Origin of the sequence: Maribacter sp. 6B07, assembly GCF_002700155.1 — a bacterium.
Lineage (GTDB): Bacteria > Bacteroidota > Bacteroidia > Flavobacteriales > Flavobacteriaceae > Maribacter > Maribacter dokdonensis.
In genome coordinates this window covers 1289156-1303326 of record NZ_PDUT01000001.1, presented here as the reverse complement: position 1 = coordinate 1303326, position 14171 = coordinate 1289156, and the positions used below count along the sequence as shown (strand labels likewise).

General features: G+C 37.2%; 11 protein-coding genes. 6 read left to right on the top strand and 5 right to left on the bottom strand.

Translation table 11 applies throughout. The annotated features are described in order from the left end of the window. The first annotated feature begins 115 nt into the window (after positions 1-115). Entirely contained in the window at positions 116-2596 is a 2481-nt protein-coding gene (locus tag CSC80_RS05440) for a ribonucleoside-diphosphate reductase subunit alpha (protein ID WP_099190329.1), read from the top strand. Between the two features lie 558 nt (positions 2597-3154). Here the strand turns inward: CSC80_RS05440 and CSC80_RS05435 are convergent. From CSC80_RS05435 to CSC80_RS05425, 3 genes are all read right to left on the bottom strand, one after another. Beyond that, on the bottom strand, positions 3155-4078 hold the full coding sequence (locus CSC80_RS05435) for a TIM barrel protein (protein ID WP_099190327.1): 924 nt from the start codon (positions 4076-4078) through the stop codon (positions 3155-3157). A gap of 78 nt (positions 4079-4156) precedes the next feature. After that, positions 4157-4804 (bottom strand): gluconate 2-dehydrogenase subunit 3 family protein, encoded by a 648-nt coding sequence (locus tag CSC80_RS05430; protein WP_071340965.1) that lies wholly within the window; start codon positions 4802-4804, stop codon positions 4157-4159. After that, a complete protein-coding gene (locus CSC80_RS05425) occupies positions 4804-6513 on the bottom strand; it encodes a GMC family oxidoreductase (RefSeq protein ID WP_099190325.1) in 1710 nt (569 codons plus the stop codon). The genes CSC80_RS05430 and CSC80_RS05425 overlap by 1 nt, the downstream gene beginning before the upstream one ends. Before the next feature lie 171 nt (positions 6514-6684). Here CSC80_RS05425 and CSC80_RS05420 point away from each other — a divergent pair, with 171 nt between their 5' ends. The 4 genes from CSC80_RS05420 (at position 6685) to CSC80_RS05405 (ending at position 10659) form a co-directional block, all read left to right on the top strand. Next, positions 6685-7677: a sugar phosphate isomerase/epimerase family protein gene (locus CSC80_RS05420; RefSeq protein WP_099190323.1), complete on the top strand. Its 993-nt coding sequence runs from the start codon at positions 6685-6687 to the stop codon at positions 7675-7677. Between the two features lie 17 nt (positions 7678-7694). Beyond that, a complete protein-coding gene (locus CSC80_RS05415) occupies positions 7695-8138 on the top strand; it encodes a DinB family protein (protein ID WP_058104400.1) in 444 nt (147 codons plus the stop codon). Next, positions 8139-9368, top strand: a complete 1230-nt coding sequence (locus CSC80_RS05410) for a nucleoside permease (protein WP_099190321.1) — start codon at positions 8139-8141, stop codon at positions 9366-9368. A gap of 151 nt (positions 9369-9519) precedes the next feature. Further along, positions 9520-10659 (top strand): Gfo/Idh/MocA family oxidoreductase, encoded by a 1140-nt coding sequence (locus CSC80_RS05405; protein WP_058104398.1) that lies wholly within the window; start codon positions 9520-9522, stop codon positions 10657-10659. Between the two features lie 67 nt (positions 10660-10726). On the opposite strand, the gene CSC80_RS05400 is transcribed toward CSC80_RS05405, so the two are convergent. Together CSC80_RS05400 and CSC80_RS05395 are read right to left on the bottom strand one after the other, a co-directional pair. Further along, positions 10727-11188 (bottom strand): ASCH domain-containing protein, encoded by a 462-nt coding sequence (locus CSC80_RS05400; protein WP_099190319.1) that lies wholly within the window; start codon positions 11186-11188, stop codon positions 10727-10729. Between the two features lie 64 nt (positions 11189-11252). Beyond that, on the bottom strand, positions 11253-12956 hold the full coding sequence (locus CSC80_RS05395) for a GMC family oxidoreductase (RefSeq protein WP_099190317.1): 1704 nt from the start codon (positions 12954-12956) through the stop codon (positions 11253-11255). A gap of 158 nt (positions 12957-13114) precedes the next feature. On the opposite strand from CSC80_RS05395, the gene CSC80_RS05390 reads away from it, so the two are divergent. Beyond that, positions 13115-14167 carry a sugar phosphate isomerase/epimerase gene (locus CSC80_RS05390; RefSeq protein WP_058104395.1) on the top strand — a complete coding sequence of 351 codons (1053 nt, stop codon included), beginning with the start codon at positions 13115-13117 and terminating at the stop codon, positions 14165-14167. Positions 14168-14171: the final 4 nt, after the last annotated feature.

The window sequence follows — 14171 nt, the reverse complement described above, 5'->3', positions numbered from 1 at the left end:
AGTGCACAATTTTACCAATAGAAGTATACGGGAAAATTGTGTCATCATTTAAAATGTTAAAATTTTAACATTAATAACGTAAATATAATATTAACCCTTAATTGTTTGTAGCCAAATGTTCGTAGTTAAAAGAGATGGAAGAAAAGAAGTGGTCATGTTTGATAAGATCACCGCACGTGTACGTAAATTATGTTATGGTCTAAATGGTCTTGTTGATCCGCTAAAGGTAGCTATGCGGGTAATAGAAGGTCTTTACGATGGTGTAACTACTTCTGAGTTAGATAATCTAGCAGCGGAAATAGCGGCAACAATGACTACCACACACCCAGATTATGCAAAATTGGCTGCACGTATATCTGTATCTAACCTACATAAGAATACTAAAAAATCGTTCTCACAAACCATGAACGACCTATATACTTATGTCAACCCTAGAACTGGTAAAAAGGCTCCTTTATTATCAGATGAGGTTCATAAGGTAATTGCTGAAAATTCAGAAAGATTAGATTCTACAATTATCTATAATAGAGATTTTAGCTATGACTATTTTGGCTTTAAGACTTTAGAGCGTTCTTACTTATTAAAAATCAATGGTAAAATTGCAGAACGACCACAACACATGCTAATGCGAGTATCTGTAGGTATACATTTAAATGACCTTGATGCTGCTATAGAAACGTATGAACTAATGTCTAAAAAGTTCTTTACACATGCTACGCCAACATTGTTCAATTCAGGAACACCAAAGCCTCAAATGTCATCATGTTTTCTTTTGGCTATGAAAGATGACAGTATTGATGGTATTTATGATACTTTAAAACAGACCGCCAAAATTTCCCAATCTGCAGGAGGTATAGGTTTATCTATACATAACATTAGAGCAACTGGGTCTTATATAGCAGGTACAAACGGTACATCAAATGGTATAGTGCCAATGCTACAAGTGTTTAATGATACTGCTCGCTATGTAGATCAAGGTGGTGGTAAACGTAAAGGTAGTTTTGCAATATATCTTGAGCCTTGGCATGCCGATATTTTTGAATTTTTAGACCTTAAAAAGAACCATGGTAAGGAAGAAATGCGTGCAAGGGATTTGTTTTATGCCATGTGGATTTCAGATTTGTTCATGAGAAGGGTAGAAGCCAATGAAGATTGGACTTTAATGTGTCCTAATGAATGTCCAGATTTGTTTAATAGACATAGTGATGAGTTTGAAAAACTTTATCTACAATATGAAGCTGAAGGTAAAGGACGCAAAACGGTCAAGGCGCGGGAACTTTGGGAAAAAATATTAGAATCGCAGATAGAAACGGGCACACCGTATATGTTGTATAAAGATGCAGCCAACCGTAAGAGCAATCAAAAGAATCTTGGAACCATACGTTCATCAAATCTTTGTACCGAAATCATGGAATATACTTCGCCAGATGAGGTAGCCGTGTGTAATTTAGCATCTATTGCGTTACCTATGTTTGTAAAAAACGGTGAGTTTGATCATAAAGAATTGTTTAAGGTAACCAAGAGAGTGACTAAAAACCTTAACAAGGTCATTGATAGAAATTACTACCCTGTTAAAGAAGCGGAGAACTCAAACATGCGCCATAGGCCTATTGGTTTAGGTGTGCAGGGTCTTGCAGATACTTTTATAATGCTGAGAATGCCTTTCACAAGTGACGATGCAAAAAAATTAAACCAAGAAATTTTTGAAACTTTATATTTTGGTGCGGTGACGGCATCTATGGAAATGGCCAAAGAAGAAGGTCCATATTCTACTTTTGAAGGTTCTCCAATGTCCAAAGGAGAATTTCAATACAATATGTGGGGAGTAAAAGATGATGAATTATCCGGTAGATGGGACTGGGCAAAACTTCGTAAAGAAGTGCAGACCAATGGGGTAAGAAACTCTCTTTTAGTAGCACCTATGCCTACTGCTTCCACTTCGCAAATATTAGGGAACAATGAGTGTTTTGAACCTTATACATCTAACATTTATACCAGACGCGTTCTTTCAGGTGAATTTATTGTGGTCAATAAACATCTTTTAGAAGATCTTGTTGGTTTAGGTATGTGGAACGAGAGTATGAAACAAGAGCTTATGAGAGCCAATGGATCTATTCAGCATATAGAAACAATACCCCAAGATATCAGGGATCTGTATAAAACGGTTTGGGAGCTCAGTATGAAAGACATTATAGATATGTCTAGACAAAGAGGTTATTTTATTGATCAGAGCCAGTCCTTAAACTTGTTTATGGAAAATGCCAATTATTCTAAACTTACCTCAATGCATTTTTATGCTTGGAAGAGTGGTTTAAAGACAGGAATGTATTATTTACGTACCAAAGCAGCTGTTGATGCGATCAAGTTTACATTGGATAACAGTAAGAAAAATGTTGTCGCTACAGATGAGGTGAAGAAGACAGAAGTTGTTACGGCAATAGACAGTGAAGTGGTTATTACAGATACAAAGGTTTCTAAAGTGGCTCCTCAAGCAGAATTGGATATAGCACCTTTGTCACCTCAGGAGATGAAAGAAATGATTGCTAGGGCTAAGGAAGGGCAGGCAGATGATGATTGTTTAATGTGTGGTTCTTAAATACCATTTTTAAAAATAACCATAAAAAAGACCCCACATTTTGGGGTCTTTTTTACATACGGCTAAGCCGGAGGTTAAGTAAGGGGGCGTTTATTTATCGTTTGTGATATATGGCTTTAATACCGTCGTAAATACCAACGCGGCTACATATATCATTAATATTGTAATGTAGTTTTCCATAACTTAAGTAAAAGGGTATAAGCTATATACGTATTAAAAACCTGTTTGGATTACGGAAATTTAATGGTATCGTTAAAAAGACTGTGATACATTAATCTTACAGCGTTTTTAAAGTTGAACCATTTGTAGGTTAGTTTCATTTGAAATAGCTCAAATGAATTGGACCTTATCTTCTTATAGATGTAAAAAGATAATTTTGAAGCCAGTAATAAACCGGCATAAACGAGTATTGCTTGTAGGTATTGGGACATATACAAAAGAACGAATAAGTAAGTTAATTCTTACAAAGTGAATATGTATTTCATCGAATAAATATTATTTTTCGATGAAATACATTCAGTTCTTCTTTTTACTAGTCAGTCATAGTGTTGCTGAACCCTATTTAAAGCTATCTACTTTTTTATATGCTTCAATAACGGCGAGTTCACCTTCTTTGCCCTCTCTAGAGTTTCCATGTTCCATGCCTAAAATACCATCATAACCCTGCTCATGAATCCATTTGAATACGTTGCCATAGTTTATTTCGCCAGTTGTGGGTTCTTTTCTACCGGGGTTATCTCCAATTTGTATATAGGCTATTTCAGACCAAGAAGCTTCCATATTGGGTATTAAATTACCTTCTTGTATTTGTTGGTGGTAGATATCGAACAATATTTTACATGAAGGTGAATCAACTGCTCTACATATTTCATAGGCTTGGGGCGAATCCGTCAGGAATAATCCTGGATGATCCCTGAAATTTAAAGGTTCCAAAACCATTGCAATATTATGTGGTTCCAGTAAAGCTGATGCCTGTCTAAGACTTTCAATAACGTTGGCAGTCTGGTAGCCCATTTTTATTTTCAAATCTAAATGTCCGGGTACTACTGTCATCCATTTGGCGTTCACCCGCTTGGCAACCGCTATAGAGTTTTTAATATCATTTAAGAACTCTGCTCTTTTTGTCTTATCTCCAGACGCCAGATTAGGGGTTTTCCAATGTATTTCATGTGCTACGAAGACGCCCATCTCCAAACCACGTTCCTTCATGGTTTTTGCCATCTTCTCTTGCAGTTCAATAGGTCGTTTACGCATTTCATTATCTTCGAATGCGGTATAACCTTGATCGGCCATAAAGTTTAATTGATCAATAGGATCTTCACCTGCAAGATTTTTGAACATCCCTAAATGGGGAGCATATTTTAGGTTGTATTTATGAACTTTTGGTTTCTGGTTCATAGAATTTGCATAAGCTAAACTGCTAGCTAATGAAATGGCCCCTGTGGTCAAGGCGGACTTTTGAATGAAATTTCTTCTTTTCATAAGTGGTTTTTTAAAGTAAAAAGCCAAGAACTATGTACGATCAAGTTCTTGGCTTTTAATAATTAGAAAGTTATATGGTTATAAGGACCATGCCTTACCACCTGTAAGCTCTTGCATATCTCCACATGCTACGTATTCACCCGGTACAGGTAAATATGCCAATACTTCTTCACCTACATATTCAGAAGCTTTATAGCCCCAAATGGTCATTCCTCTCAAGTTGTTGGCAAATGCAAATCTTGATATTTCATCATCTATTTCCGCGGTTGTACCTTCAGATATAGCTTTTGTGTAACTATTGATAGTTTCGAACATTTCTGCTTGCTGATCTTTTGTGTATTTCAAAGAACTTGCCAATACTGGCTCTAAGTCTTCGGTGGTAAGATCTTCGGCATTTTCCTTGCCAGAATCTGCCAACGCTTTATCAATAAATTTGGTCATTGACATTTTAAGGAAATCCTGTTGTTCCTTTTCCATTACATCTTGCGCAAATTTGTCGATAAAAATATCTACTTGTACTTCAGAAGCAGAGGGAGTATCTGTTTTAGGTAAAATGATGTCAACCAATTTTGTTAAAACGTTACCTTGGGATTGAGCTAGAAATTCGGGAGTCCAGGTAATTGCCGGTTCACTTTTACAGCTTTGAACGATCGATAATAAAGTTGGGGTAGCCACCATATATCCAAGTGACATTCCCATATTTTTTAATACGCGTCTTCTATCCATTATATATTTCCTTTTTTAAGTTCTTGAACTGCATGGTTTGCAGCTCTGGCCGTAAAGGCCATATAGGTTAATGATGGGTTTACACAACTTGCAGAGGTCATAAATGAACCATCGGTTACGTAAACATTTGGTACATCATGTAGTTGATTGTTACCATTCAATACCGATGTTTTTCTGTCTCTTCCCATACGGGCAGTTCCCATCTCATGAATACCTAAACCTAATGCACTTTCGTTATCATATCCTTTTACATCTCTTAAACCTGCTTTTTCTAACATATCTACAGCAGATTCAAGCATGTCTTTTCGCATTTTAAGCTCGTTTTCTTGTAATTCGGCATCAAATGTCACGGTAGGCAGTCCCCAGTCATCTAATTTGTCATAGTCTAGGGTAAATCTATTGTTCTCATATGGCAATACTTCACCAAAGCCCATCATACCGAACGTCCATCCACCTGGTTTTAATACGGCATCTTTTAAATCTTTACCATAAGATAGCTCGGCAATGGTTTCTTCCCAATTACCTCTAGAGGCACCACCTTGGTATCCAAATCCTCTTTTATAATCTCTTTCAGAATCACCACCTAAATTTCTAAATCTTGGAATATAGATACCGCTTGGCTTTCTTCCTTTGTAATATTTATCATCAAAACCATCAAACTTACCAGACGCACCCACTTGTAATTGGTGGTCCATAATATTACGTCCTAATTGATCAGATGCGTTACCCATACCATTAGGGAACGTTTCAGATTTAGATTGCATTAAGATAGATGTAGAGGCAATGGCCGATGCACATAAGAAAATCACCTTTGCTTTGAACTCAAAAGTTTCTTTTGTGTTTGCGTCAATTACTTTTACACCTGTTGCTTTCTTGGTATTTGGATCATACATTACTTCATGTACAATAGAGTCTGGTCTCAAGGTCATGTTACCTGTAGCTTCCGCTGCCGGTAATGTTGATGATAAACTACTAAAGTAAGCTCCAAAAGGACAACCTCTAATACATCTATTTCTAAATTGACATTTACTTCTTCCGTCAAATTGTTTTGTTCCTGTAATATGGGCCGTTCTACCAGCTGTTACCACACGCCCATCAAAATTCTCCGCAACCTTTTCCCTAAATTCCTGCTCAACACAGTTAAGCTCCATCATAGGTAGAAATTTACCATCCGGTAATTGTTCCAAACCTAAGTTCTCTCCACTTACCCCTATATATTCTTCTACCTTGTCATACCAAGGTGCTATATCTTTATAGCGTACAGGCCAATCTACGGCAATACCCTCTTTTTTATTTGCTTCAAAATCAATATCGCTCAAACGGTAACTTTGACGGCCCCATTGTAAAGAACGTCCACCTAAATGGTAACCTCTCATCCAATCAAATCGTTTGGTTTCGTTATACGGATGTTTAAGGTCATTAACGAACCACATGTGACTGGCTTGGTTTGTAGTGTAGCCGGTTCTGTTTTGTTTTGGTTGTTGTGCTATGATTTCCTTAGTAGGTTCCCCAGCATTCGGGAAATCCCATGGGTCCATATTGGCGGTCTCATAGTCTTCAATATGTTTTACCATTCGACCTCTTTCCAAAACTAGTGTTTTAAGGCCGGCTTCACATAATTCTTTTGCGGCCCAACCACCACTAATTCCTGTTCCTACAACTATAGCGTCATAGGACTCCTGCTCTTCATTGTAATAAAATTTGCTCATAAAAGTTGTTTAATCTCTAAATTTATTAAATATTAAATTAATTCTATACATTTATTGTCCATTCTTCTTGCGAAATTCGCTAAAATATGCATCTTGCATATGCATAAAATCTAGACACGGTTTTACGCAAACGATTGAGATTATTATTCAAACAACAACAAACAACCAAAAATGAGAACAAACAAGTTTATTAAGATTACTACAGCAGTATGTGTTGGACTATTTGTATTAGGTACTTACTCCTGTAAAGACGCCAAGAAAGAAAAAGTGGCAGAACCTGAAGTAGTAGAAGAAACACGTAATGCCGAACCATTTTTTGATTTATCACTCGCGCAGTGGTCTATGCATAAAATGATTAGGGAAGATGGCGTAGATCCGTATTCTTTTGCCGAAAAAGCTAAAAATTGGGGTTTTACCGGATTAGAGTATGTTAGCCAATTGTACAATCCGGAACTTGAAAAAGCAAATTACTCTGAAGAGGCTATGGCAAATTTTGTTGCCAAATCTAATGCCGAAGCTGAAAAGCACGGAATGAAAAATGTGTTGATCATGATCGATGGCCAAGGTAATTTGGCGGTCAATGATGAAGCAGAAAGAAATGAAACCGTGGAAAAACATAAAAAATGGGTAGATGCAGCTGCAGCAATGGGTTGCCATGCCATTAGAGTAAATCTTAATGGTAGTACCGTGCCAGAAGAATGGATAAAAAATTCGGTAGACGGATTAACAAAATTAGCTACCTATGCAAAAACCAAGAATATTAATATTTTGGTAGAAAATCATGGCGGACTCTCTTCTAACGGTGAACTTCATGCGGAGGTAATGAAAACCGTAAATATGGATAATTGTGGAAGTCTACCTGATTTTGGTAATTTCTGCATAGAACGTAAGCCAGATAGTTGGGATTGCCTTAAAGAGTATGATAAATACAAGGGGGTTAAAGAACTTATGCCTTACGCAAAGGCAGTTAGTGCCAAATCAAATAATTTTGATACCGATGGGTATGATACTGGTATAGACTATGTACAAATGTTGCAGATTGTTAAAGACGCAGGTTATACAGGTTTTATTGGTGTAGAATATGAAGGTTCTGAAATTAGTGAAGAAGCTGGTATTATTGCTACTAGAGACTTATTGATAAAAGCCTCAAATGAAATAGAATAATTTTTATGGAATGATGTATGGAAGCTTTTTTTAATGAAATTTTCGACTATAATTTTCACTGTAATAAAAAATTGATCGAGCAATGTTCAGAGCTAGACGACGTACCGGCAAACGCGGTACGTTTGTTTAGCCATATTCTGAACGCGCACCATATATGGAATGCTAGATTGGTGGATAAGCCTAGCAAATTGCAGATTTGGCAAGAGCATGAGATAAAGGACTGGTCAGATATTCATTATGATAATCAGCGTACATCTTTTGAGATTATCTCCAATGCAGATAATTTTGAAAAGCGCATAGATTATGAGAATACGGAGGGTAGACTTTTTACAAATACCGTTCAGGATATTCTATTCCATATCATAAATCATTCTACCAATCACCGCGGTCAAATTGCTGTGGATTTTAGAAATAATGAGAAGAAGCCAATAGGTTTTGATTATGTTTATTATAGAAGATAGATGAAAAGTTTAGTTAGGGCACAGCTTTGCTTCATGATGTTTTTAGAGTTTTTTATTTGGGGTGCATGGTTTGTAACATTGGGCACTTTTTTAGGGAATAACTTAAAAGCAACAGATGGGGAAATAGCATTGGCATTTTCAACACAATCTTGGGGGGCTATTATAGCTCCCTTTGTTATAGGAATTATTGCGGACAGATATTTCAATGCGGAAAGAATCTTGGGAGTTTTACATATTCTAGGCGGGGTACTTATGTATTTCATGTACGGAACAACCGAATTTGATGATTTTTATATTTTGGTTTTAGGATATATGATTTTGTACATGCCTACATTGGCATTGGTGAACTCGGTCTCTTTCAATCAAATGAAAAACCCTGCCAAGGAATTCTCTTTGGTTCGTGTGTTTGGAACATTGGGTTGGGTAATAGCCGGCCTATCGATCAGCTATGTGTTTAATTGGGACCAAGGCATCAATATTGGAGATGGTCTGCTTAGAAATACATTTTTGATGACCGCAATTGCATCGGCCATACTAGGTGTTTTTAGTTTTACATTACCTAAAACACCACCAAGAGCGGCAACTACGGGTAAGATTAGTTTCAAAGAAATACTGGGTTTAGATTCCTTAACTCTGTTTAAGGACAAGAACTTCTTGATATTTTTTGTGTCATCGGTCTTAATATGTATTCCTTTGGCATTCTACTATCAGAACGCCAATCCTTTTTTGGTAGAGATAGGAATGAACAATCCTACCGGTAAAATGACATTGGGGCAAGTTTCTGAAATTGCCTTTATGCTTTTATTGCCCTATTTTTTCACCAAGTTCGGTTTTAAGAAAACTATTCTTGTTGCTATGGCCGCTTGGGTAGTACGTTATTTGCTCTTTGCCTTTGGAGATGTAAACGAGCTAAGCTTTATGCTGATAATCGGAATTGCATTACACGGAATCTGTTATGATTTTTTCTTTGTTTCAGGACAGATTTATACGGATAGCAAAGCTGGTGAAAAATTTAAAAGCTCTGCCCAAGGTCTAATTACATTGGCAACTTATGGGGTAGGTATGCTCATAGGTTTTTGGGTAGCAGGTAAAATATCTACTGCGTATGTAATAAATGATAAGGAACATATATGGCAAACCATTTGGATGTATCCGGCTGGTTTTGCATTAGTTGTTTTTATTTTGTTCGCTATTTTTTTCAAAACGGAGAAAATAGATTATCAATCTTAGATAAATTCTTTAATTTAAGCGCCAGAAATCAATAGCCCATTAGTACAAATAGCCTTTATTTTATAGATAAATGGCTTCAATATTTCAAAATAGATAATAGTAATCCAACAAATTTTAGTAAATATTATTTTCAATTTAAACAACAACAAAAATGCCAAAGAAAATACGATTAGGAATATTAGGTGGAGGAGGAGATTCACTTATAGGAGTTTTACATAGAGTAGCTTCTTTTATTAATGACAATTACCAAATTACAGGTGCTGTGTTCAATCCAGATCATGATGCCAGTATTGCATTTGCAAAGGAAATAGATGTACCCTTAAATAGAATATACAAAGATTTTGACACCCTTATAGAAGAGGAGTTGAAATTGCCTGAAGATGAGCGTATACAGGTATGCTCTGTTCTAACACCAAATTTCTTGCATTACCCAATGGCAAAGAAGTTATTGGACAATGGTTTTAGCGTTATTTGCGAAAAGCCAATGACCACAACGTTAGAAGAAGCAAAGGATTTACAAAAAGCACATGCCAAAGCAGGTACTGTTTTTGCTTTGACACATACGTATACCGGATACCCAATGGTACGTCAAATGCGTGAAATGATCAAAGCAGGTGCTTTGGGTAAAATACATAAGGTTGATGCCGTTTATTACCAAGGGTGGATCAATACCATTATACATGATAAAGAGAAAAGATCTTCAGTTTGGAGATTGGATCCTAAAAAAGCAGGTATTAGTTCTTGTATGGGTGATATAGGTGTTCATGCTTTTAATATGGTAGAATATACTACCGGATTAAAAGTTAAAGAGCTACTTTGTGATTTCAATTACCTATACGAAGACAATCAAATGGATGTTGATGGTACCGTACTTATTCGTATGGGAGATCATGTAAAAGGTGTTATTAGAGGTAGCCAGGTGGCCACAGGTGAGGAAAATGGTTTGGCTATTGCTATTTATGGTGAAAAAGGAGCATTTAGATGGGAGCAAGAACGACCTAATTTTTTATATAAATTAAGTGATACGGAACCTACGCAAGTTTATAAGCCTGGTCATGCCTATAACTCTGAATTATCATTAGACGGAACAAAATTGCCAGCAGGTCATCCTGAAGGTATATTTGATTCTATGGCAAATATTTACAAAGGTGTTGCAAAGGCCATTAGAGGAGAAGATTACAATGATGGCGAGTTCCCCACCATGGCAGATGGTGTTCGCGGTATGAATTTCATAGAAGCCACTGTAGAATCGCACAAAAGCGGTAATAATTGGGTAGCTCTAGAAAACTAATCCATTATATAGTAGAAAATAAAAGAGCCGCATTTTGCGGCTCTTTTTTATGTTGTAAAATGAAAAACTAGGAATGTACCATTTTAAATTCTTGACAGACAACGATCATACTTTCCTTAGGTTCCCTATTGAATTTTTGCAACTCTCTACTGAAAAGATCCCAATGGTATTTTTTCCAGTACTCTAACGTTTTATCCCCGTTTGCTTCAAGTTGGGCGTAAGCCGAATCAATACTAAAATAAGGTTTAATTGTAACTGCCGTGGTAGCAACTATGCATTGTGCTTCACCACTATAATTGGTTACCACAATGTAGTCTCCTATTTTAGGTAAGGGTTCATGACGGTTTTGTAGGCCTAACAAAGAATGTGTAATCGCTTTTTTAACACCGGTTTTAATTAAATTGGCATTCTCATTGGCGTTGGTTTCATTGTCGCCAAAATACATAGTTTTAGGCGTTTCGTGAAAAACGTCTTCCAAGTGGTTTTTTAAATAACTTCCCCACATGTTTCTTGCCGATGCATTCTCCATAGATTAATATTTTCTGTAATGTATAGTTTGTAGTAAACGCTATTCTTTATAATAAATTTCAGTATCAAGAAAATTTACCTTCTTTTAATTGTTCGGCTGCATGGTTTGCAGCTCTGGCAGTAAATGCCATATAGGTCAAAGATGGGTTTACACAACTAGACGAAGACATAAAAGCGCCATCCGTTACATACACATTAGGTACTAAATGTACTTGGTTGTTCTTGTTGATTATGGAGGTCTTTGCGCTGTGCCCCATTCTGGCGCCACCCATTTCGTGAATGCCCAAACCTGGTCCGCTAGACTCTTCATAAGAAGCTACATCTTTAAAGCCTGCAGCTTTGAACATGGTAACAATCTCTTTTTTGATGTCTTCACGCATATTATACTCGTTTTCTTTAAACTCTACATCAAAAGCTAGTTGAGGTAAACCCCATTTGTCCTTTTCGGTAGGGCTTAGGGTTACTCTATTATCATCATAGGGTAAAAATTCACCAAATCCCGTTACGCCAATGGTCCAGCGACCTGGTTTCAATACAGACTCCTTTAAGTCTTTACCATATGAAAGTTCTCCAATTTCTTTTGACCAATCTCCCCTGCTGGCCGTGCCTTGGTAGCCAAAACCTCGTAAATATCCATTCCGTTTTGTTTTTTCGTTCAAGTTTACAAAACGTGGTATGTAAAACCCGTTGGCTCGCCTTCCTTTATAGTATTTGTCTAGGTAGCCATCAACTTTTGCCGTAGCACCTAATTTATAATGGTGGTCCATGATTCCTCTTCCCAAAGCATCAGAATCGTTTCCTAATCCGTTCGGGAAGCGCTTGGATTTGGATTGTAATAGAATACCGACCGATGCCATTGCAGATGCGCATAGAAAAATCACCTTTGCCTTAAATTCAATTTTCTCATTTGTTTCTGCATCTATAATTTTTACGCCTGTTGCTTTTTTTGTATTATCATCATAGATAACCTCATACACTATAGAGTTTGGTCTAAGGGTCATATTTCCGGTTCGTTCCGCTGCCGGTAATGTTGATGAGTTACTACTGAAATAACCGCCAAATGGGCAGCCGCGCCAACAACGATCTCTGTTTTGGCAAGTACCACGACCTTCAAAAGTGGCATTGGGATCGGTAATGTGTGCAGCCCTACCTATGGTAATCAATCTTCCGTCTTCGAATTTTTCTGCAACGTTGTTTTTAAAATCCTCTTCTACACAATTTAATTTCATGGCAGGTTGAAAAATTCCGTCAGGTAACACATCTAACCCTAAGGCCTCACCGCTTACACCTATATATTCTTCAACTTTATCGTACCAAGGAGCAATATCCTTATATCTTACGGGCCAGTCTACGCCAATACCTTCTTTTTTGTTGGCTTCAAAATCAATATCGCTCCAACGGTAACTTTGTCGACCCCAGGTAAGTGATCTGCCGCCTACTTGATATCCACGTATCCAATCAAAACGTTTGGTCTCTACATAAGGGTGTTCCAGGTCATTGACAAAAAAATGTTTAGAATCTTCTGTAGGTGCCCAATTTACCCGTTTTTGAACATGGTATTTTTCTTCATCTTCTTTAGAAAGTTGACCTTTTAACGGGTAATCCCAAGGGTCATCATGCATGGTAGGATAGTCTTCAATATGCTTCACCATAGGGCCACGTTCCAAGACAAGTGTTTTTAAGCCCTTCTCTGTTAATTCCTTAGCGGCCCAGCCACCACTTATTCCTGTGCCGACCACGATTGCGTCGAATATTTCATCTTGATTCATGCTTCAATTTTTATCTTTTTCTGATGGTATTCCCTATATTTATAGCAAATCTTTAAAGTATTGAGAAGAACACTATTCAATTCTTAAATATAAGATAAATTGATGCATTTAATGTGTCTTTTTCAACAACTAAATCAAACAACAGACAGTAAATTTTTATGAAAACAATCAAAGGACCAGCCGTATTTTTGGCACAGTTTGTAGACAGCAAAGCCCCTTTCAACACCCTTGACGGAATGTGTAAATGGGCATCTGACCTTGGTTACAAAGGCATTCAGATTCCTACATGGGAAAGTTTCCTAATCGATTTGGACAAGGCGGCCGAAAGTCAGACCTATTGCGATGAGCTAAAGGGAAAAGTAAACTCATATGGCTTAGAAATCACAGAACTTTCAACACACCTGCAAGGTCAATTGGTAGCGGTACACCCTGCGTATGACCTTATGTTCGATTCTTTTGCGCCCGATAATGTACGTGGCAATGCAAAGGCAAGAACAGAGTGGGCAGTAGAAACGGTTAAAAAAGCCGCTACGGCCAGTAGAAGATTAGGGTTGAACGCACACGCAACTTTTTCTGGGTCGTTACTATGGCATACTATGCACCCATGGCCACAAAGACCAGCCGGTTTAGTGGAAATGGGTTTTGAAGAATTGGCAAATAGATGGTTGCCGATCTTAAATCATTTTGATAAAGAAGGTGTAGATGTATGTTATGAAATTCACCCGGGAGAAGATTTACACGATGGCGATACTTTTGAACGTTTTTTAGAGGCTACAGGAAATCATAAAAGGGTTAATATTCTTTATGATCCAAGCCATTTTGTATTGCAGCAGTTAGATTACATCACCTATATAGATCATTACCATGAATTTATAAAATCTTTTCATGTAAAGGATTCAGAATTTAACCCAACAGGTAAGAAAGGTGCGTTTGGTGGATTTAATGATTGGGGAGATAGAGCTGGTAGATATCGCTCTTTGGGTGATGGACAGATAGATTTCAAGACCATCTTTTCTAAGTTGACGCAATACGGATGTGATGTTTGGGCAGTAATGGAATGGGAATGCTGTATTAAGAGTCCGGAGCAAGGTGCTCGTGAAGGGGCTAAATTTATTTCGGACCATATTATTGAGGCTACTGAGAAGACCTTTGATGATTTTGCCGGTGCGGAAATAGATAAGGAAATGTTGAAGAAAATGTTAGGACTTTAAAAAA

Excerpts from the sequence above, each read along its gene's own strand:
- CSC80_RS05425 (WP_099190325.1), bottom strand. The coding sequence starts at position 6,513 with ATGAGCAAATTTTATTACAATGAAGAGCAGGAGTCCTATGACGCTATA.
- CSC80_RS05405 (WP_058104398.1), top strand. The coding sequence starts at position 9,520 with ATGCCAAAGAAAATACGATTAGGAATATTAGGTGGAGGAGGAGATTCA.
- CSC80_RS05430 (WP_071340965.1), bottom strand. The coding sequence starts at position 4,804 with ATGGATAGAAGACGCGTATTAAAAAATATGGGAATGTCACTTGGATAT.
- CSC80_RS05440 (WP_099190329.1), top strand. The coding sequence starts at position 116 with ATGTTCGTAGTTAAAAGAGATGGAAGAAAAGAAGTGGTCATGTTTGAT.
- CSC80_RS05410 (WP_099190321.1), top strand. The coding sequence starts at position 8,139 with ATGAAAAGTTTAGTTAGGGCACAGCTTTGCTTCATGATGTTTTTAGAG.
- CSC80_RS05435 (WP_099190327.1), bottom strand. The coding sequence starts at position 4,078 with ATGAAAAGAAGAAATTTCATTCAAAAGTCCGCCTTGACCACAGGGGCC.
- CSC80_RS05395 (WP_099190317.1), bottom strand. The coding sequence starts at position 12,956 with ATGAATCAAGATGAAATATTCGACGCAATCGTGGTCGGCACAGGAATA.
- CSC80_RS05400 (WP_099190319.1), bottom strand. The coding sequence starts at position 11,188 with ATGGAGAATGCATCGGCAAGAAACATGTGGGGAAGTTATTTAAAAAAC.
- CSC80_RS05420 (WP_099190323.1), top strand. The coding sequence starts at position 6,685 with ATGAGAACAAACAAGTTTATTAAGATTACTACAGCAGTATGTGTTGGA.
- CSC80_RS05390 (WP_058104395.1), top strand. The coding sequence starts at position 13,115 with ATGAAAACAATCAAAGGACCAGCCGTATTTTTGGCACAGTTTGTAGAC.
- CSC80_RS05415 (WP_058104400.1), top strand. The coding sequence starts at position 7,695 with ATGGAAGCTTTTTTTAATGAAATTTTCGACTATAATTTTCACTGTAAT.